The 20050-nt window shown below is 44.3% G+C and carries 19 protein-coding genes; 16 read left to right on the forward strand and 3 right to left on the reverse strand.

The annotated features are described in order from the left end of the window. The first annotated feature begins 197 nt into the window (after positions 1-197). A complete protein-coding gene (locus B5066_RS00275) occupies positions 198-1367 on the forward strand; it encodes a replication initiation protein (protein WP_079473968.1) in 1170 nt (389 codons plus the stop codon). 120 nt (positions 1368-1487) lie between these two features. Here the strand turns inward: B5066_RS00275 and B5066_RS00280 are convergent, their stop codons facing one another. From B5066_RS00280 to B5066_RS16610, 3 genes are all read right to left on the reverse strand, one after another. Further along, entirely contained in the window at positions 1488-1859 is a 372-nt protein-coding gene (locus B5066_RS00280) for a hypothetical protein (protein WP_079473969.1), read from the reverse strand. Beyond that, complete coding sequence (locus tag B5066_RS00285; RefSeq protein WP_079473970.1) at positions 1834-2616, reverse strand: ParA family protein; 783 nt, start codon at positions 2614-2616, stop codon at positions 1834-1836. The genes B5066_RS00280 and B5066_RS00285 overlap by 26 nt, the downstream gene beginning before the upstream one ends. Positions 2617-2834: 218 nt before the next feature. Continuing rightward, positions 2835-2987 carry a ribbon-helix-helix domain-containing protein gene (locus tag B5066_RS16610; RefSeq protein WP_179123988.1) on the reverse strand — a complete coding sequence of 51 codons (153 nt, stop codon included), beginning with the start codon at positions 2985-2987 and terminating at the stop codon, positions 2835-2837. A gap of 445 nt (positions 2988-3432) precedes the next feature. On the opposite strand from B5066_RS16610, the gene B5066_RS00290 reads away from it, so the two are divergent. The 15 genes from B5066_RS00290 to B5066_RS00365 all read left to right on the forward strand — a co-directional run bounded on the left by B5066_RS00290 (position 3433) and on the right by B5066_RS00365 (position 20048). After that, positions 3433-4458 carry a helix-turn-helix domain-containing protein gene (locus B5066_RS00290; protein WP_079473971.1) on the forward strand — a complete coding sequence of 342 codons (1026 nt, stop codon included), beginning with the start codon at positions 3433-3435 and terminating at the stop codon, positions 4456-4458. 49 nt (positions 4459-4507) lie between these two features. Further along, entirely contained in the window at positions 4508-5470 is a 963-nt protein-coding gene (locus tag B5066_RS00295; protein WP_079473972.1) for an alpha/beta hydrolase, read from the forward strand. A 1-nt stretch (position 5471) separates the two neighbouring features. Beyond that, positions 5472-6839: a sensor histidine kinase gene (locus B5066_RS00300; protein WP_079473973.1), complete on the forward strand. Its 1368-nt coding sequence runs from the start codon at positions 5472-5474 to the stop codon at positions 6837-6839. Beyond that, positions 6811-7404: a response regulator transcription factor gene (locus B5066_RS00305; protein ID WP_179123989.1), complete on the forward strand. Its 594-nt coding sequence runs from the start codon at positions 6811-6813 to the stop codon at positions 7402-7404. The genes B5066_RS00300 and B5066_RS00305 overlap by 29 nt, the downstream gene beginning before the upstream one ends. Before the next feature lie 688 nt (positions 7405-8092). Beyond that, the gene (locus B5066_RS00315; RefSeq protein ID WP_079473975.1) at positions 8093-8545 is read left to right on the forward strand and encodes a hypothetical protein; all 453 of its coding nucleotides are present in this window, start codon (positions 8093-8095) and stop codon (positions 8543-8545) included. A 13-nt stretch (positions 8546-8558) separates the two neighbouring features. After that, entirely contained in the window at positions 8559-8777 is a 219-nt protein-coding gene (locus B5066_RS00320; RefSeq protein ID WP_079473976.1) for a hypothetical protein, read from the forward strand. Between the two features lie 21 nt (positions 8778-8798). Continuing rightward, on the forward strand, positions 8799-9071 hold the full coding sequence (locus B5066_RS00325; protein WP_079473977.1) for a hypothetical protein: 273 nt from the start codon (positions 8799-8801) through the stop codon (positions 9069-9071). An 83-nt stretch (positions 9072-9154) separates the two neighbouring features. Beyond that, positions 9155-10258, forward strand: coding sequence for a hypothetical protein (locus tag B5066_RS00330; protein WP_079473978.1), 1104 nt, complete (start codon positions 9155-9157; stop codon positions 10256-10258). A gap of 12 nt (positions 10259-10270) precedes the next feature. After that, a complete protein-coding gene (locus B5066_RS00335) occupies positions 10271-10864 on the forward strand; it encodes a P-loop NTPase family protein (protein ID WP_079473979.1) in 594 nt (197 codons plus the stop codon). A gap of 720 nt (positions 10865-11584) precedes the next feature. Beyond that, positions 11585-13414, forward strand: a complete 1830-nt coding sequence (gene ltrA, locus B5066_RS00340; protein WP_079473980.1) for a group II intron reverse transcriptase/maturase — start codon at positions 11585-11587, stop codon at positions 13412-13414. A 117-nt stretch (positions 13415-13531) separates the two neighbouring features. Beyond that, positions 13532-15505, forward strand: coding sequence for a VirD4-like conjugal transfer protein, CD1115 family (locus B5066_RS00345; RefSeq protein WP_425320074.1), 1974 nt, complete (start codon positions 13532-13534; stop codon positions 15503-15505). After that, a complete protein-coding gene (locus tag B5066_RS00350) occupies positions 15474-15677 on the forward strand; it encodes a hypothetical protein (RefSeq protein WP_022795084.1) in 204 nt (67 codons plus the stop codon). Before B5066_RS00345 ends, B5066_RS00350 begins: the two co-directional genes overlap by 32 nt. 24 nt (positions 15678-15701) lie before the next feature. Then, the gene (locus B5066_RS00355) at positions 15702-19067 is read left to right on the forward strand and encodes a pLS20_p028 family conjugation system transmembrane protein (RefSeq protein WP_079473982.1); all 3366 of its coding nucleotides are present in this window, start codon (positions 15702-15704) and stop codon (positions 19065-19067) included. Between the two features lie 12 nt (positions 19068-19079). After that, positions 19080-19403, forward strand: a complete 324-nt coding sequence (locus B5066_RS00360) for a DUF5592 family protein (protein ID WP_079473983.1) — start codon at positions 19080-19082, stop codon at positions 19401-19403. Further along, a complete protein-coding gene (locus B5066_RS00365; RefSeq protein ID WP_079473984.1) occupies positions 19404-20048 on the forward strand; it encodes a hypothetical protein in 645 nt (214 codons plus the stop codon). Positions 20049-20050 lie beyond the last annotated feature (2 nt).

Genomic DNA, 20050 nt, shown 5'->3' on the forward strand with positions numbered 1-20050 from the left:
TGATATTAGGGGCTTACAGAGCTCTCTAATTATTAATCATTGTAATTTAGTTGTTAAACAAATAAACGATGTAAACAACAAGGTGAAAAATTAAATAATGTTGTTCCATCGAATAACTATTACAAAAAGAGGAGTAGACAGAAGAGATAAGCAGTAATTATAATTAACTTACTAATAACTGGGAGGAGTGAAGCGGCATGGTGAGTGAACAGATGGATTTACCCGGAGTCTCTGAAATATCGCCTGAGCATACAGTCACACAGTCCAACGATCTCATCATGTCCCGCCAGGATCTCACTATTCAAGAACGCCGGATCATTTATGCCTTTGCTTCGTTAATACATAAAGAAGATAACGATTTTAAAATACACAGAGTAAAAGTAAAAGATATCGCCGATATTCTCGGTATTCAGACCAAAAACTATTACCGAAAAGTACAGAATATCGTGCTCGGTTTGCAACAAAAAGGCGCATATATCCAGAAAGAAAAATCGGAATTATACGTAAATTGGGTAGCATCAAGCGAATATTTTCATGGTCAAGGATGCGTAGAGCTCGAATTTTCTCAAAAAATGAAACCTTACTTATTAGAACTAAAACAACGCTTTACGCCATTCAAATTAAGAAACGTCCTTCGTTTGCGAAGCGAGTATTCGATGCGGATGTACGAGTTATTAAAAAAAGACGAATTTCGCCACCAGGTGAGTTACTCCATCCCAGAACTCCGGCAGCTATTAAATATCGAAGAAGGAAAATATGAACCATATGCCAATTTCAAAAATCGCATTCTTAAAAAAGCCCAAGAGGAATTAGAAAATTACACGGATTTAACGTTTTCGTATGTAGAAATCAAAGAAGGAAGAAAGGTAGCAGCTTTAACGTTTGCCATCCAACCCAATGACAAATACGTCGAAAATGTAATAGAAGAGAACGATAACAACGAAATCATTCAGTTGCTCACCACATATGGAATTGATGAAAAACAAGCAAAAAAACTTTTGATAGAGCATGAAAAAGATAAAGTTATTCGAAACATCGAACACATTGCTTCTCAAAATGAAACCCAATTTCATAATTTAGCCGGGGCATTAATAGATGCCATACGGAGAGATTATGCAGCCAGCCAAGCACTCCCCTTCGAATCATCAATTACTGATATTGAATACGGAGAGAAAAGCCTTCCAGAACCTAAAAAGGCAGAACTAATTGTAAAAGATCTTATCAAAAAGTATTCAGGAAATAATTCAGGCCCGATTCCGAATTGGATGGTTGAAGATGAATTAGAACAACGATTAAATGAAGAAGGGTATTCTAATGATGAGCTCGAGACTATTAAAAATCATTGGCTACCTTATTTAACAAAATAAATTATTAAGAAAGGCGTTCGGTATATTAATTGCTGAACGCCTTTCTCATGCTTAAATACGAATCGTTGAAAAAACAATAACGTAAACTGAAACATTTCAGTTTACGTTATTGTTTACGTTTTATCTGTTTTGTTTTATTTCTTTAATCAAGTTTTCTAAAGCGTAATTGATAGCTTGCGTTTTAAAGCCTTTGCCTTGGCCTTCTGCAAGGCGGTTAAATTCCTCAAGCAGATCTTTTCGAATTAAAAATGTTCCTCGTTTATGGGTGTCCTCAACCTTTTCCTTTTTTTGGCCAAAGTTAGACCAGAAGGTTTCCTCTGAATTTTCTTTATCGTCAGAGGTGTCGTTTTGCTCCCCACTTACTTCGTCTTTATCCGACGTCTCTTGGTCATCAAAAAACATATTAGCTGGAGAAGGTCTTTGTTTGCGCTTTGTCATGTTTTCTAGTACTTTATCTGATCCTTTATTAGTTTGTTTTTTCGCTTCTGACACGATCCATCAACTCCTTTACAAATGATTTATGATAACTGAATGCCTGATTGGATTCCGAGTTATTGACGAGACCATAAATAGGAAGTCGTCCTGTTGTCGCTCGTCGGTGAATAACCGTATCAAAAACATAGTTCGGATACTCGTTTTCAATTAATTGAATCATTGCCTGGGAATCCACTCGCTTAGCATCAGCAAGTGTTCGCAGAATACCTGCAATTTCAAGGTCTGGATTGAGCCGTTCTTTAGTTGTCAAAACAGTATCAATAAAGCGAGGGACAGCTGAATAACAAAATTTACTGGTTTCGAACATAATCACTACGTGCGTAGAGGTACTTAGTGCATTGATCGTCTGCTCTGAAAGAGCGGGAGGGGTATCGATAATGATAAAATCATAAAACTTATGTACGGGCTCAAGAGTGCGATGTAATGCAAGGGAACGGTTGCCATCATACTCCTGGTACAAAAACTGGCCAATGGTCGCCAAGTAGTCGTCAGAAGGAAGTAGATGCAGTTTCTCGCTGATTCCTTTGATATATGGCCTGGCATCTTGCTCTTTGATTGCTTCTAATACGGTTTCATTTTCAAATTCGGATAGATCATCAATGCCAGATATAAACTGTGTTAGATTGCCCTGGGAGTCCATATCTACACAAAGTACTTTGTAGCCTGCCTCAGATAGAAGATAGGCAGTCACTCCAGATGTTAATGTTTTTCCGACGCCACCTTTTTGAATGCCAAATGTGATCGTTGTCGTCATCGTGTCACCCCGCTTATGTAATTGTTTCTATTAAAAGTATACATAATATAAAATGTAAACGCCATAGTTTATTGAAATTTAAATGTATACATAAACTTAAAAATTTATGTTTCAGTTTAATGAAACATAATAGTATATTATTCAATAACGAACTTGATTACTAAATAAATGAGTATCTAAGCTTTTTTTAGAATCAAGGAGTTAGATACTCACTTCTTTTATTTGTTTTTGTCTTTCTCAGATTGCTCCAATGCGTATTGCAATAGATAAATAATTGCTTGGGTACGAGTTTGAAATCCCTTATCTTTTTTAAATTTATCAATTCGATCTAATAATTCTTTAGGGTATCGCATATTTACAATTTGAGACAAAAGAAATTCCTCCTGCTTATTGTGTATCTTTTTAATACACGTTACAATTACTGTGTATTATTATAATATACGATTGTTCTTAACGAAACAAATTTTAAATTCTATTTCGTACAATTCTTCTTATTAATAGGGGGGATAAATAAAAAAGCCTATTGCTATTATTAAATGAAGTTTAAATGAAGCACTTTATAAAAAATTATACATGAAAAAATCCCTGCTCATAGTATCCGGTTTGGCCGCCTAGGTACTATAAACAGAGATCTCTCTAAAAACATCTTGAAATTTAGCGTATCATAGAGATGAAAAAATTTGAACCTTTTGCTAAATTTTATAAATTGTTTTTCAAAGTTTGTCATGAATAAATGTAAGAGAAGAGCCTATACTTGCATTTTATTCCTCTTTCTAGGGAGTCTCTAGCAGGGATATCTAGAAGGAGGAATTTTGTATGGCTACAGTAATTCAATTTGAGGGCACTATCTATGAAAATGGTTATGGACTAATAGCTCAAAAAGTTATGCGTGATAAAACACTTCCAAAACAATCAAAACTTATTTATTCTTATATGTGCTCATTTGCTGGAACAGGTGGAGATGGTGAAAGGACTGCCTTCCCTAGTGTCAGTCTTCAATGCGATGAATTAGGTATGTCAGAAGATACATATTATAAGTGGCGTAAATACTTAGTTGATCGCGGATATATTCGTATTACACGGCAACGTAAAGAAGGATCAAAATTTGACCGAAATATATACTCTATTTTAGCTGTTCCAATAGAGTCTAAAAGGGAAGAAAGTAACCCGTACCCGAAAATTTCGGATACGGATCCATACCCTAAAAAACCGAGTACGGTTAATCCAAGTACCGATAATTTGGGTACTAACAGTACCAACTTAAACAATAATAGCTTTAATAAAAAGAAACAAAAAGAAACGATAAAAGAAACGAACGTTAAAGGTTTTTCTCCTAAACAAAAATATAATGATAAAGAAAAGAATAAAGAAAAACTGCTAAAAGCTAGTTTAAAATCTGCACTCCCAAATAAAATCTTTTATGCATTAGATAATTTTAGTGATTCTTATCAAGAATTGTACGAGTGGATTGGCGTTTTATTTAGAGCGAAAAATCAAGTAGAAAAAGATAATAGTCAATCAATTTTATTAGAGAATTATGAAGAAACGATCTTCACAATTCTTCAAAACGCAATTAGAAATATAAAAACCAATCCTAAAATAAATAAACCTAGCGATTACTTGTTTATCACGATTAAAAGTGAAATAGAAAGGCATATAGCTTCTCAAACAAGGCTGGACGCTAGTAAGAATAAAGGAATGAATCAAGATGGGGGAACAGACACATCTTTATTTGCCTACGAAAATGCTTCTTTTGCTTTAGATACAGGTAACAATTCAAATTTAGAAATAGAGAAAGCACATTTCAAAGCAATGTTGGCTGAAAGACGAGAAAATAAATAATCAGCTATTCTTTAATTAGATTTAATACTTAGTTAGGATGATTGAAATCATGATAGCAAAATGGATCGATAAATATGCTTTAAATCAACTTCACAAGGTCAAAAGTGAAAATTATCAATATGCTCCTCCTAATCGAGTGCCGAGTCAAGACGAACGAGAACAGTTTTATGCTGCGACCGATCTTGATCTTTCATTTAACCTTCTTCCAAACAAAAATTATTTAGAGGGTACATTTCAAGCTCAAAGTGCGATCAAAGCAGAGCATAAAGAGAATCAAATTTTGTCTGGCGAAGCGTATATTCAACATGTGTCGGCTCCTAACATTGTCTTTGTCCACGGATGGCGAGCAGATTCACATGATCGTACAAAAAGTATTTTTCACGAGACGTTTCAAAAGCAAGGATGGAATATGTTTTATTATTGTATGCCATATCACTTAGAACGAGAGCCTGAAGTTTCTTCGTATAGTGGAGAAATGATGATTTCTGCTAATATTGCTCGAACGATTGATACCGTCCAGCAGACCATTCAAGAATTACGAGGTCTAATAAAATGGCTGAAAAAGCATCATAGTGGACCAGTCATTGTTGTTGGGATTAGTTTAGGTGGATTTATTTCTAATTTATTAGCCACATTGGAAGAAAAGATTGATGTCTTGATTTCTGTTTTCTATGCTAATCGTATGTCATACGCTATTTATCACACGCCGGCTGGCAAGTACATCAAACAAGATTTGAAAGATCATGGGGTAGAGTACGAGAATTTAGCGGAGTATTGGCGTATCATTGATCCAAGCGAAGCAACACCTAAAATACCTCAAGATAATATCCTACTTATGAGTGCAAAGCATGACCAATACGTAAGTAATCAAGATGCAAATAAATTATGGGAAACCTGGGGGCGTCCGGCACGTTCGATATACAATAGCGGTCATGCAGGGTTTGTTTTTAAAAAACGGGCTATTGCGAAAGAAGCCAAGGCATTTATTCAAAAATCTTTAGGACCTCAATAACATGGTAGTACTAGTTATTTTGCTTTGGCTCATGGCGTTGGTGTTAATCGCTGTTTATCCATATAGTGAGACGACACGATGGGCTGCTTCGATCGGGTTCGGTGGTGGAGCTGGTGGTTTGGCTAGTGTATTAGGAGCAGGTACGGATCGGCCTAGCCATATTCTTATTGCCGATAGTATTTTGAGCTCGGTGGGCCACTTCTGGACACCGGTAGCTGTTTTAATGTTTGCGCTTATCTATAGTGGCATACTTCAAAACCAAAGAACAAAAAGAATATGGACCATTATTTTTCTCTTGCCTGCTATAAGTATGTTGTTCTCAACCGAAATTTATCCTGATTTTTTACTGAACCATCAATTTTTTGCCGTGTGGGTCGCCCCCTATGTTTTAGTTTGCAACGGTCTGCTTGTATACACTGGATGGAAAGAAACTAGGCTATCGATTAAAAAACAAAAAATATTAACAGCTATTATTATCGTTCCCATTCTTTCTTTTGCACTTGTAACAAACATTCTTTTAGAAGCTATGAATATTTCGGGTATGTGGCGATACAATACCTATATTATTGGATTTCAATTTATATTGTTTTGCGTATTTGTTGTTAAATACGGATTTCTCGGTGTTCAAGTGCAATTTGTGCAGCAGTCACGCAGTGTGCAAGCACAAAAATCCGGTACGTCGTTATTTAATCACGCAATTAAAAATGAAGTAAGTAAATTGGATTTAATGGTCAAACAATTTAATCAGAATTTACTGTCAGAAAGTCAGCGCGAAAACCTTCACATGATGCAGCAAACCACCCAGCATTTGCGTGAACTATCGCAAAGAGTACAAAGTAAATTAGATACTATTGAACTACGTCGAGAGAATTTCGATCCGCATCTGTTAATAAAAGCTGCTCAAAAAGAACTTTTGTTAGCAGACGACAATATTGAGATCCATACTCACATTCGTTCTAAACATTTGTTTTATGGTGATCCTATTCATATTCAGGAAGTCATTAATAATATTGTTAAGAATGCCAAAGAAGCACTGAGAGGAAATGGAGATATAAGTATCGATGTGTACGAAGCGAGAAAGTATATGGTGCTAGATATTACAGATAACGGTCCAGGTATGGATAAAATAGAAAGCCAGCGAGTAATGGATCCGTTCTATTCGAAAAAACAGCAGACGGAAAGCTATGGTTTAGGGCTAACTTATTGTTTCAATATTATGCAGCAGCATGGTGGAGACGTCACAGTTCAAAGTCAGAAAAACCGTGGGACTACCTTTTCGTTATGGTTTCCAAAGTCCAAACATGTCTGGTTTTCGCCTGGCACAATTAGGAGGTATAGTAATGCCCCAAATACGAGTAGCTATCATTGAGGATGATTCTATATGGTCCGTGTTGCTCTCGGAATATTTAGAACAGCAAGACGGGATGCATGTCTCAGTGATAGCCAAGAGTTATGAAGAAGCATTGGCCATAGATATAAAACAAATAGATGTTGCTTTAATTGATCTATCTTTAGACAAGGATCAAGAGGAATTACAAGGGTTGAAACTTACGAAAGCATTTCGAGAACGATCGTTTAATCATGCAATCGTCCTAACATCGTGGGACGATGAAGAAACGATAGATGAAGCCTTTCAAGCTGGTGCGGTAAATTATATTACCAAAAATTCTTATGAAGACTTACCAATCATGATCCAAAGTGTTTATGCAGGAAAACCTCTCATTCACGGGGATGCAGCACAAACATTATTGAAATCCTATCGTCAAGAAAAGGATATGCGTGATCTGACGCCCCCGGAGAAGGAAGTTTATACTCTTCACAAGAAGGGATGTACAAAAAGGGATATTGCCCAAAAGCTTATTAAATCGCCTGAGACAATAAAAATGCAACTCCGAGAGGCGAAGAAAAAGGTTAAAAAAGCCAAAAGCTTTTAATAATCTCAAAACAGTGAGTAAGCAACTAGAACAAAAGGGAGGGTTAGTATTTTAACCCTCCCTTTTGTTTTTCTTTTTAATTAAAATAAATGTAGAAATGGAAAGAAAGGATTTCACAACAACAAATAAAAATAACAAAGATAATAATTTTTACGGATTTTCATATCGAGGTGAGGGAAATGAATCAAAAACAACAGAGAGTCTCCTCATGTGAGTTGGCTTTTCGAGCCAAATTCATCCACACATTCGATGGGGAATACTATGAACTAAAAGGTAGCATGGCAGTGGAACGGAAAGGAAAAATCGCTCGATTAGCCGACATTTACTATCGAGTACGTTCTGCACAGAATCATCAGCGCTGTCAGATTGCCAAACGAAAAAAACCAGAGGAAGAGTTGGTATTACATCAATAGCATGTTTACAACTGCATATGGCGTGTCCTTCTGATTACCCGGCATGGTTTGGAGGATATACGATTTTGATGCAGGTTTGCGAGTTCCAGCCTAAAGCTCGCCGCTACTCCGATGGCGTAAAATGCCGCTTTTGTTCTGGTTCTTCGTGCTATGCCTAAAACGTTGTGCATTGGAAAGCTACGGCTCCGTCCGTACGCAGGTTTCCATAGGGTTCACGCTTTCAGCCATAAAGCGTACGTCCCCCCGACACCGAACCAGAAGGAAAGGGGTGAAATATGCAGGAAAGGATGTTTCTAATGGTAATAAAACGTTTGGCTCTTGTGCCATTGCTTGGTTCCGTTCTCACGCTGTCGGCCTGTGGTGGGTCGTCTACGGAAGAAATCGAGGACTACGATCAATTTAAGGAAACGATCAACGCCGACGATTTCACCGGGTTTGCGATGTATATTTACAGCCCGGATGTAGACGAAGCCAAAGACAACGTGTTCCAGGCATTTGAGAACACCAGTGCCACACTCACCTATACGAACGGGTGGGAGTATGACCAAGCAACGAAAGACCGGGCCAATGATGACAGTCGAGACAGGGATTTAATTCATCCTAGTGACGATGTGGTGTATGTCGAGGATGGAGAAGTCTTGGAAGAGTTTGAGGTGGACGAGGACGACATCAAACGAGAAGAATACGAGGGCGAACTCCAATCCTTCGTGGAAAAATACGCTGAGTAAATGAGGTGTCTCCGTGGCAGGACGAAAGGAACAGAAACAAAAGAAAGACATTGCAAAAAAGATGATGGAAAAACAGAACGTCAATTATGAAGATTGGTTGCACGAACAGCACACCAAATACATTGACGATCACTTGCTGGATTTTGTCGGCTTAGACGAGGATAGTAACGAGAAATCGCCAGCCAATGAAGCACCGCAAACGAATACCGAAGAACCATCTGAACGATACTAAACCACCCGAAGGAGGGGTACGATGAAAGAATTAATGCTTCAATCGTTCACCATAGGGGCGGCCGGCATAGACGGCCTTGTTTCGACCGGGGAAGATATTCTAAGCATGGCCCAAACGTTGGGGCTGATTGCCGCTGCTATTGCGCTATGCGTGGGAGGCTATTACTTGATTCTCGGCGGTGATCGGGGCCGGACCAAATCAGTCGGTTGGTTTATCGGCGCCGCTGTGGGTCTGGTCGTTGTGATGGGCGCTTACGGGTTAGCTCAATCCATTGATTCCAATATTTCCTTTTAACGTCATAATTTTAAAATAAATAGCATCGAAGCAAGAGCCGTTCTGCGGCTCTTTTTTTCATGCTTTTTTTAGGAGGTCAGCACATGCTGTATGTCAATTTCACCAAAGGAACTCACAAAAAAATCCCCCGGCATCAACGGATTCCGTTTGATGAAGCCGTGAAACTCTCACAGGAAGTAGAAATGGACATGCGGGACCGGAAGGAAACGATTCCGGCCTATTTCTACGTGTTGGACGATGAACTGGATAAAGAAATGTACGAAGGGACGTTCACGTTCGGTAGCAAACAAGCACCGAACCTGTTCATGCACATTAAGAAGAACCTGCCGAAGATTCGGACAAGCAAGGAAAAAGAACGGATGCGGCTCGGGTTTCTGGAAGATATGGAAGCATTGGTAGAAGAAGAATATAAATTCGAGGAAGAGATTCAATCGAACGAGAACGTGGATGCCAATTATGTGTCCCGGCTCAAACGGTGGCAACGCAAAACCGTGTACGGCGTGGCGGCGTTTTTCGTTCTCACGTCCATTGGCCTGTTTTCCTTCTTTATCATCCAATTATCTTCCGTGAGTGCGGAAATGCAGGAAGTGACCAACACCAACGAAACGCAGGAAGCCAAAGTCAGCACCTATCAAGATGCGCTCATGGGAGACAAACAGGAATTACTGGATTACTACAAAGACAAAAACCCGGACGATCTCTCCACGCAGGAACGAAACATCTATGCGAGTTTTCTGGCCGACAAGGACCAGTTTCAACAGATGAACAACCTATTCGACAACAAAGCCACGGCCGTGGAATTTGTTCGATTGAACAAAAATACCGACACGCTCCAAGCCTATCACGATGCGTTTCCAACGGACGAAGGGGCATTTGAACTGGCCTATCAGAACGGCAACTACGAGAAGGTGATAAACACCGACAACGTAGACATGACGAACCGCCGAAGTAACATGCTGGCCAAAGCCTATCTGCATCAAGAGGACGTAGAGGGAGCTGAACAGGTGTACCAGAACCACCAGAATGATGCCGTTCGGGACACGATCGACACCTATCAAGAGCATCAGTCCACGATCGACGATCTGAACAGCCAAATCGACGAACTGGACGAGGACGAGGATGCGGATAAGATCGAAAAACTGGAACAGGAGAAAGAAGAAGCCCAACAGCAACGGGACGACCTTTAAAGGAGGGACAGCATGAAGATACTCAAAACAAAAAAAGCCCATGGCATTTTAGCGTTGCTCGGGGCATTGGTCTTTTTTCTATTATCCAATACGTTGATTAATTTTTGCATCACGAACGTTCGCAACCTGCTTCAAGGGCTTGGCAACCCGGACCCTCCCAGCGTGTCGTTTAACTTCCTGGGGCTGTTATTCACCACGTCCGACATTCCGGCGCTTGGCTACCTGTTCATGGGAGTGGCAACGCTGATCGTGGGCGGCATCTTCTATTACAAACTAAGGAGTAATTTTAAAGATATTACCGAAAGCCAGTCGAAAGGTTCCAGTCGCTTTACTTCGCTCAAAGAAATTCAACAGCAGTACAAAGCAATTCCCGAAAAAGCCACGGAAGAAGAACCGCATTTTCCGGGCGAAGGCGGCGTTCCCGTCTCCCGGAAGGACGATCAAATATACATTGATGATTCCAAAAGCAATAACTTATGGATAGGAACCACCCGGAGTGGTAAAGGCGAAATCGGCATGTTTCCGATGATCGACATCTACTCAAGGGCCGCACAACAGGCGTCGATGGTTTTAAATGATCCAAAAGGTGGCGCGACACGTTTCTAAGTGAAAAGCTTAGACACTGTGAAAACACAGTGAACTGTTATTTCGAGAAGTCAAATGAAGGGGTAACGCCTGGAAGGGCTTCCTTTAATCCTTCGACATGCATGATGGTGAACAAGAACGATCATGTATGAAGCTCGATGAAGACGGCTGAGAGGTACCGTAAGATCCCGATGGGATCAACGAAAGTCATTCAGCGGTGGATGATGTGCCCTATAGGCCGGAAGTCTATAAAACACCTAGGGTTAGAATACACGAGAAACTTTCAGCGAACTGAAGTAATGTGTAGACGAATCTCTGATCGTACGGACCTATATCGGGAGGAAGTCGAAAGGCTTTCGGACACAATAAGTGTCGCTACTGTGGATGAGTAAGACTCTCCTTTATGAAAATCCATAAGCCGTTACAGGCGGTTTCAAGGTAGCAGGTTCATAGGGGAGACCTAAGGGTGTATGTACAGATAGAAATAACGGAACGTGGTAACTTGCCAACGTGGAGGGCTTGTTTTCGATGAAACGGTTCAAAGGAAACATCGAATTTATCCGATGATAACTTTGATTTATGGCAAGGAAAGTGGTGGCACAGTACCAATGAAACGTCTAATCCACGTGGAGGGATAGCCACTAGTCGTTGATAACTAACTCATTGTATTGGTTCTAACATGGATTCGAGTAAGACTAAGAGATGTAATCCTCCAGATATCTACGAGGGAGGTTACAGGCCATGTTAAAGAAAACGAACCTACGCTATCACGAATATTACGATATGCAAACAGCTTATGACCGTTTATATTCGGGTAGCCAAAACGGGAACAACTTTTATCAACTTATGAAAATGATCGGAGCAGAACAAAATATTCGGTTGGCATACCGAAACATCAAAACCAACAAAGGTAGCAAAACCGCTGGGCAGGATGGACGAACCATCCAAGATATTTGGCATTTGAACGATCGAGAGATCGTTCAAGAAGTACGAAAAAGGTTGGAAAACTATCAACCGCAACCTGTTCGACGAGTGTGGATTCCTAAAGAAGGGTCGAATGAAAAGCGTCCTCTAGGTATTCCTACTATTTGGGACCGTATGGTCCAACAGTCGATACGACAGGTGTTAGAGCCGATTTGTGAGGCGAAATTTCATCCTCATAGTTATGGCTTTCGACCAAATCGTAGTGCCCATCATGCCTTTAGTCGTGTCGTATCGTTAGCTAACCGTGGTAAGTGTCATTACTGTGTGGATATTGATATTAAAGGGTTCTTTAATCATGTTCATCATGGCAAACTACTCAAACAACTATGGCAATTAGGGATTCGCGATAAATCATTGATGAAAATGATTTCGAAGGTGTTGAAAACAGAGATTGAGGGAGAGGGTGTTCCTCAGGAAGGAACCCCTCAGGGAGGAATTATTTCCCCGTTATTAGCGAATGTCGTTTTAAATGAATTAGATTGGTGGGTTAGTTCCCAATGGGAAACGTATAAGCCTCATCGAGCGGTATCGATCGGTTTTCGAGCCTATGCGAAAAAATACACGAATTTAAAAGCAGGTTTCATTGTTCGTTATGCGGACGATTTTAAGATCATGACGAAAAGCTACCGAGAATCGAAGCGCTATTATCACGCTGTGGTGGACTTTCTTCAATCCCGATTGGGATTAACCGTTAATACTAAGAAATCCAGAGTGATCAATTTGAAAAAGAATGCCTCGGAGTTTCTTGGGTTTAAGTTAAAACTGGTACAGCAACAGCAGTCTAAACACGGTTACGTCGTAAAAAGCTCGATGAACGATCACTCGTTGCAGAAAACCAAACACCTTCTTAAACGCCGCATTAAGGACATTCAACACCACCCTAAACCAGAAAATGTTTTTCGATTTAATCAAACAGTGCGAGGAATACAAAATTATTATCGGTATGCCACCACCATTTACATGAATTTAACGGAGGTCCATTACACTCTCTTACAATCAATGAGAGCCAGATTTCGAACCTGTGCAACAACGATCTTATTCAAAGACACCAGTGCCAGCTTCCAAAAACGAGCTCGAGGAATTTCTCCTTGGAAAAAGATTTACTCGATCCAACAAGCCAGCCTTGTCCCTGTGACAGGGGTGCATCATAAAAACCCTCGGAACTTCAGTCAGCATGTAACGAATTACACCAAGGAAGGGCGAAAGAAGATTCACCAAGATCTTCGTGCTCTGCCACGAGGGGCCCTGGCTCAAGTCATGAATCATTATTCGAAGAATCAAAGCATTGAATACAATGATAACCGGATCTCTAAATATGTGGCGCAATATGGAAAGTGCTTTGTCACTGGCCAGCCTATTGGAATCGATCGCATCCATTGCCATCATATTCAGCCAAAATCCAGAGGAGGCAGTGATCATTACGCTAACCTTGTCATTGTTGATACGTTCATTCATCGATTGATTCATCTATCGGATACGAAGAAGATCCAAGAGTGCCTTCAGCACGTTATGTTGGCTCCTAAGCACTTGAAGAAACTGAATGAGCTTCGACAGGTATCTGGCTTAGAACCGATCAAACCGTCATAAGAATAAAAGAGTGAGTTAGAAACGATGGAACGCCGTATGCGCGGAAACGCGCTCGTACGGTGTGAAGTGGGGGAAAAGATGGAGATTACCTCAAAATCTTACCTATCACTATAGCTTCTGGCGGCATCGAAAGAGACATTAAAAGCCCGTGGCTATCATGTGGAAGCCCTGAACTTGATTGAACCGGAAATCCGGTCCATGAGTTTTCAGATCCTACGGATGGTGATTGATGCCTATGAGGAAGGCGATTTGGGGAAGGCTGAACAACATGCGAAGGCGATTGCTCACATGCTGTACTCGGACCCGGATGCGAAGGATAAATTCTGGCAGGATTCGGCCAGTTCCTTATGTACAGCGCTGATTCTGGGGCTGTGTGAAAAGAACCTGCCGGACCACCCGGAAAAAATCACGATGTATTCGGTGGCAAACACCCTCAATGAACTGGCAAGCCAACAGGAAACGGACGAGAAAGGCACGATGATTTCCGGCTTGGACCACTTCTTTGACAGTCTGCCACGCAATCACCCGGCCAAACTTCAATACGCCACAGTCAAATTCGCGAGTGGGGCGGGCCAGACGGTGGCCGGGATTTTTGCCAATGCGTTTGATAAGTTGAGCATTTTCACCCTCACGCCGATTGCGAAAATGACCTCGTACCATTCGTTTGATATGCGAAAGGTCGGGTTTGGCAAGCACATCACGGGCTTTGCATCAGCGCAGGGGGAAGTCACGGCCACATTCCCGGAAGGAACGGAACGAACCCGGGCAAATACGAACGGCCTGTTCAAGTTCAGTCATGACCGATCACTGAAAAAAGGCCAGACCGTCACGTTTCACGACCACAAGACGGATGCAACGCTTACGGTGATGGTCGAAGCCATTAACGAAGAAACCGGAACGGTCACGTACAAGGTTCAGAACGAACACCAAGAGGTGATGACCCTCCGAGAATTTGAACACTTCACGAAGCCTACGGCCGTCTTTCTATTAACACCGGATGATGATACTTCCCTGCATGTGATTGCGTCCCTTTACGTCAAGCAGCTGTACACCGAACTGGCGAAAACGTCTTACTTCACGCCGGGGCGTAAGTGCATCCGGCAGGTGATCTTTATTTTAGATGAATTTGGGAACATGCCCTCGATCTCGGACATGGGGAACATGATTACGGTCAGTCTCGGTCGCCGGATTCATTTTAATCTGGTCGTGCAGGACCTCTCGCAGATCAAGCACAAATACGACAAGGAAGCCGACAACATCATTGGCAACTGTGCCAATAAAATGTATCTGCTTTCCACGGATTATGAGACGAACGAGGAATTTTCCAAACTGCTGGGGGAAAAAACGATCAGCTCCAACAGCCGGTCCGGGAGTACGCTTAGTACGGATAAAAACAAGACCGAAGGGACGGACGGCCGCCGCCTGCTCGATGCGTCCGAACTTGGCCGATTAAAACCGGGCGAAATGGTGGTGTACCGAGGCATCAAACGGGAGGACTTGAACCGGGAGAACGTGACGCCGTACCCGATTTACAACCACGGCAAGACCCGGATGAAATTCCGATATGAATATTTGAGTGACCAATTTAATACCGACACCGACCTGGAGGACATTGATATTCCCTGTGACCATGCGGGGCTTGATCTGACAAAAGTGATTTATCGGTTTGAGGACGAAAACACCGATTATGGCCCGGCCAACCAAGACGGTCCAAAGCAACATCAACCCCAAGAGCCTTCCCCGGAAGGACAACAGGAGGAAGCCGACAGCAACCAAGACAACGGAGAAAACCCCGATAAGGGCATTGAAATCAGTGAGGAAGCGATGGCGTTTGAACAGTCGATCGTCCAAGACGTCTTAGACGATCAAAACCTGCTCACGGCGGTGGAACAACACACCGATACGTCCATTCATCATCTGCCGATCGGTCTACTGGAAGAATACTTAGACGACTGGCAGAACGAAGGGGCATTGAAGGAAGGATTAATTAAGGGGATGCGGAATATGATTCAGAAAAAACGCCGGGATTATCATAAGGAACTGGAAGGAGCGACAAACGATGCAGAACCTGTCTCTTCAACGACTAACTGATGTCTTAAATCATTTTGAGGATATACAGGTCGGGGGCGAACTGATTATCCGGCTCACCGATGCCACGGTCAAAGTGAAAGCCAAAGAGGATGATTCCGGTCATCTCGATGTGTTGGTGGATGAATACGATTATGCGGTCGAAACAAGCGTGGCTGAGTTTTTAACCTGCTAGACCGGGCCGAAAGGAGGGAACGCCGTGAACGATGAACAAATACTTGAATATCTCGAACGGTTTTCAGATGAATTAACAAAAGGAACAATCGTAATCGACTTTCTCCGCATGATGGCATGGATGTTTGTGAAAGGCATGGCATGGATTGTCGATGCGTTTCAGAATATCACGGATTCGATGCTGGGGCTGAAACTCTTATACGACAATCCGCAGATCACGGAATTTGTAAACACGATGCAACCCGTGTTGGTCATTCTTATGGCAATCAACCTTATGTTTATTGGGTATTTGCTTATCTTGAAACAGGACGCCGTGAACCGTCCGGCGTTGGTGTCGAACATCTTCATGGCGCTGGCGATCATGACCATTTTGTCGGTCGGGATGAATCAGGCCAATGAATTTACGGACCAAGCCGTGGATGCGGTGAACTTTGAGAACGGCACAAGCACCTTAGCCGATGAAGCGATTACGAATAATATCACCGATGCGGCGCTCTATGACATCAATGAATGGGAAACCACGGAATTGGATGAAAGCAATAAGATCAATCCGTCCTACGCCCAAGACCTTACGATCAATGCGCCACTGAATGAAGATACGAAGATCAACAGTGAAGATGATTTATCGGATGACGGGCAAGATATTGTCTCGAAAAAAATCCAGACCCTGCCGGACGGTACACGGGAAGTCGTGGACCTTGAAGATGGCGGGTGGATTTCCAGTATTACGCAGGAATACTATTATCGCTATGAGGTCGATTGGGTCCCGTTGATTGCCACACTGACGGTCGTGGCGGCCGTCTTAGTGATCATTGGCGTCAAACTCGCCACGCTGTTTTTCAATCTGGCTTTTAACTATGTGCTGGCTCCGCTCGTGGCGGCGTCCGACATGCACTCCGGGCAACGGATGAAACAGGTGGTCCAGAACATCATCAGCATCTTCATGGTGACGATCATGGTCTTTTTATCCCTAAAAATCTATATGATCGGGGCTGACATGCTGAACGACAGCACCGATGGTCTGGTGTACGTTCTCGGCATGATCGGGCTTAGTGTGGCCGTGTTAGACGGACCAAACATTGTCGAACGGCTCTTTGGCCTAGACGCCGGGCTGAAATCCAGCTGGGGCGCACTGGCCGGAACGTATGCGGCCGCTAAAGGCGCAACCGGGGCCACCAAAGCCGGTATGAGTAGTGTGAAAAACATCAGCGACAAAATGAGCAAAAACAAGGAAGAAGGCAACGGCGGCTCGGGCGGCTCCGGCTCGAACCAGAATAACGGCAACGGCCAAGATCGGGAGAACGTGTCGCAGGCCGCCGAAGGGCAATCCGGCTCGGGAGGAACCGGAAACGTGGCAAACATGGCCGACTACCGGGGCAACAAAACCGGAACGGACAGCCAGGGCAACGACACGGCCAACGAAAGCGTCACCGATCAAGGCGATCAAACGACAGCCAACGGCTCCGCATCGGCATCCGGTGCATCGGCGGGGTCCTCATCCAACGATACGAAGGAGAGCCAAGCATCATCCAACGATGCGAACAGCAATCAACGTTCCATTCCTTCTCTGCATGAAGAAATGGACGAAGAAGAAGGGCAAGCCACGGGAACGGAAGGCCGGACGAACGGCAGGGCCAACGACCAAGCAAACAGCTCCAAAGGGGCATCCGCATCGAACCTTGAAGCCCAACAACGCATGAACAGCTCGGCGTCTGGAACGAACGGACAGGCGACTTCTTCTCCGGCTCCAACCGAAGCAACGGACACGGACGATAGTCCGGACACCGGGAACGCTCCGGCATCGGCCACGGCGAACGCCGATACGGGCGATACGGAAAGTGTGGAAAACATCAACGGCGCAAGCACCGGAACGGCCGGGACGCACCGGGAACGGATGGAACAGGAAACGGACGGCAACAGCACCCGGAACGTGGAACAGGACGTGCAAAGCGTTCATGGCCAACAGGAAGCATCCGGCGGCAACGTCCAGACGAACCACTCCGGGGCGGCTGGCGAATCAGCTTCTGCAGAAACACCGTCCACGGGCAATGCTCCGGCGTCTGCTAGTGCCAACGCTGAAACCGGAGACACGGCAAGCGTCCAGAACATGAAAGGCGAAAATACCGGCTCGGCCGGAACGCACCGGGAACAGGTGACGCAGGAAACGGATAGCAGCAGTACCCAAAACGTGGAACAGGACGTGCAAACGGTACAGGGCCAACAGTCAGCTTCGGGTGGCAACGTCCAGACGAACCAGACCGGGGCGGCGGCCAACGCCGGAAGCCCGGAAACACCGTCCACGGGGAACGCTCCGGCATCAGCCAGTGCGAACGGCTCTGGGCAGGACACGGCCAGTGTTCAGAACATGAAGGGCGAAAATACGGGCTCGACTGGTACGCACCGGGAGCAGGTGACGCAGGAAGTGGATACCAATAATACCCAAAATGTAGAAAAAGACGTCCAGACCGTTCAAGGGCAACAGTCAGCTTCGGGTGGCAACGTCCAGACGAACCAGACCGGGGCGGCGGCCAACGCCGGAAGCCCGGAAACGCCGTCCACGGGGAACACTCCGGCGTCTGCTAGTGCGAACGGCTCCGGGCAGGACACGGCAAGCGTTCAGAACGTCAAAGGCGAAAGCGCCGGAACGTCTGGAACGCACCGGGAACAGGTGACGCAGGAAGTGGATACCAATAATACCCAAAATGTAGAAAAAGACGTCCAGACCGTTCAAGGGCAACAGTCAGCTTCGGGCGGCAACGTCCAGACGAACCAGACCGGGGCGGCGGCCAACGCCGGAAGCCCGGAAACGCCGTCCACGGGGAACACTCCGGCATCGGCTGGGGCGAATACCTCCGGCCAAGACACGTCCAGTGTCCGGCATGAACAGGGACCGTCCAACAGTTCCGACAGCACCCACCGGGAACAGGTGACGCAGGAAACGGATAGCAGCCGTACCCAAAACGTGGAACAAGAAGTCCAAACGGCCACGAACCACCGACAGGACGGCGGCCGGGTGAATACCACGTACACGTCCGGCGGCGACCACGGAGGTCAAGCAGATCCTACGCCGTCATCCTCGGCCGGACCGGGACCAAGCGCCCCGGCATCTGCATCAAATGATGCCGGAGGAAACAGTGTCCGGCATGAACGCTCCACCGAACAGGGACACCGGGGAGGAACGAACAAGGAAACTATTCATCAAGACCAACAGGTCGAGCATCAGGGCAACGACACCGAACAGGACGTGCAACAGTCGGTCACGCATCGGCAGACCGAAGGCCGGGTGAACCGCCGGGAACGGGTCACGGAACAGCAAGCCCCACGCACCCAAAACTATGATCTCGGGAAACACACCCGGAAAACCGTCAAACGAAACAATAAACGGACGTAAGGAGGACCGCACATGGCGTCTTACCGCATCCCCAAAGACATGAGTACCGAACTGAAAATCAATAAATGGATGTATCTGACGGACTTTCTTCTACTGATCGGGTTAATCCCGTTCACGATGGTCATGAGCAATCTGGTCCACGGCAACTTGATCTGGGGCTTTTACGCCTTCATGTTGCTCCTGGCCCTGTTGCTCGTGATACGGCCCGCCAGTAATCCGAAACGCCGCATCTATCAAGCCGTGTACTATGCGATCATGCGCCGCAAAGACACGTACACGGCCGTTGATTACTCTCCGGTGGACGAACCGGAGGACACAGAAAGGAGCGAATCGTAAATGGCTCTATTCAAAGAAAAATATGGTCGATTCAAGCGATCGGAGAACGAAGGAACAGCGATCTTTGTCGAAAGCGATCAAGTCCAGAAACGAAAAAAAGCACCCAAGCCGAAAGTGACATCCAGTTATGCCGATTTAGCGTCCGTGATTGATCTCACGGGCAACGGCTTTCTGGAACTCTCGGACGAGAAAGGCTACATGGATATTGTGCAACTTGAATCGAGCGATATTTATGCCTTGAACGAAAGCGATAAGACCAAAAAGATTTATCATTTTGCGACCTTTTTACAGTGGTACAATCACGATTTTAAAATCATTCCGTTTGATTTTCCGGTGGATACGTCCACGCAACAACGGCATATCCTTGAAAAGATGCAACAGACAAGTAAGCCGCAGTATCGGCAATTTTTAGAAAAGAAGCTCCAGGAACTCCAATTCATCGAACAACGCCGTACCAATCGGGAATTTTTCTTATTCCTCTATGCCGATGATGAATACACGCTTCAATCCCGGACTACCGAAGTGGAAGGCCAACTGCAAGCCGTGGCCCCGGTGATTCGGCTCACGGACGATAAGAAGATCAATATTCTCTATAAATTAAATAACTTGAACTCCAAAAACCGTCATACGCACGAAAGGGGATAACG

It is taken from the genome of Marinococcus halophilus (genome assembly GCF_900166605.1).
GTDB lineage: Bacteria > Bacillota > Bacilli > Bacillales > Marinococcaceae > Marinococcus > Marinococcus halophilus.

Excerpts from the sequence above, each read along its gene's own strand:
- B5066_RS00275 (WP_079473968.1), top strand. The coding sequence starts at position 198 with ATGGTGAGTGAACAGATGGATTTACCCGGAGTCTCTGAAATATCGCCT.
- B5066_RS00285 (WP_079473970.1), bottom strand. The coding sequence starts at position 2,616 with ATGACGACAACGATCACATTTGGCATTCAAAAAGGTGGCGTCGGAAAA.
- B5066_RS00290 (WP_079473971.1), top strand. The coding sequence starts at position 3,433 with ATGGCTACAGTAATTCAATTTGAGGGCACTATCTATGAAAATGGTTAT.
- B5066_RS00295 (WP_079473972.1), top strand. The coding sequence starts at position 4,508 with ATGATAGCAAAATGGATCGATAAATATGCTTTAAATCAACTTCACAAG.
- B5066_RS00300 (WP_079473973.1), top strand. The coding sequence starts at position 5,472 with ATGGTAGTACTAGTTATTTTGCTTTGGCTCATGGCGTTGGTGTTAATC.
- B5066_RS00305 (WP_179123989.1), top strand. The coding sequence starts at position 6,811 with ATGCCCCAAATACGAGTAGCTATCATTGAGGATGATTCTATATGGTCC.
- B5066_RS00315 (WP_079473975.1), top strand. The coding sequence starts at position 8,093 with ATGCAGGAAAGGATGTTTCTAATGGTAATAAAACGTTTGGCTCTTGTG.
- B5066_RS00325 (WP_079473977.1), top strand. The coding sequence starts at position 8,799 with ATGAAAGAATTAATGCTTCAATCGTTCACCATAGGGGCGGCCGGCATA.
- B5066_RS00330 (WP_079473978.1), top strand. The coding sequence starts at position 9,155 with ATGCTGTATGTCAATTTCACCAAAGGAACTCACAAAAAAATCCCCCGG.
- B5066_RS00335 (WP_079473979.1), top strand. The coding sequence starts at position 10,271 with ATGAAGATACTCAAAACAAAAAAAGCCCATGGCATTTTAGCGTTGCTC.
- ltrA (WP_079473980.1), top strand. The coding sequence starts at position 11,585 with ATGTTAAAGAAAACGAACCTACGCTATCACGAATATTACGATATGCAA.
- B5066_RS00350 (WP_022795084.1), top strand. The coding sequence starts at position 15,474 with ATGCAGAACCTGTCTCTTCAACGACTAACTGATGTCTTAAATCATTTT.
- B5066_RS00360 (WP_079473983.1), top strand. The coding sequence starts at position 19,080 with ATGGCGTCTTACCGCATCCCCAAAGACATGAGTACCGAACTGAAAATC.
- B5066_RS00365 (WP_079473984.1), top strand. The coding sequence starts at position 19,404 with ATGGCTCTATTCAAAGAAAAATATGGTCGATTCAAGCGATCGGAGAAC.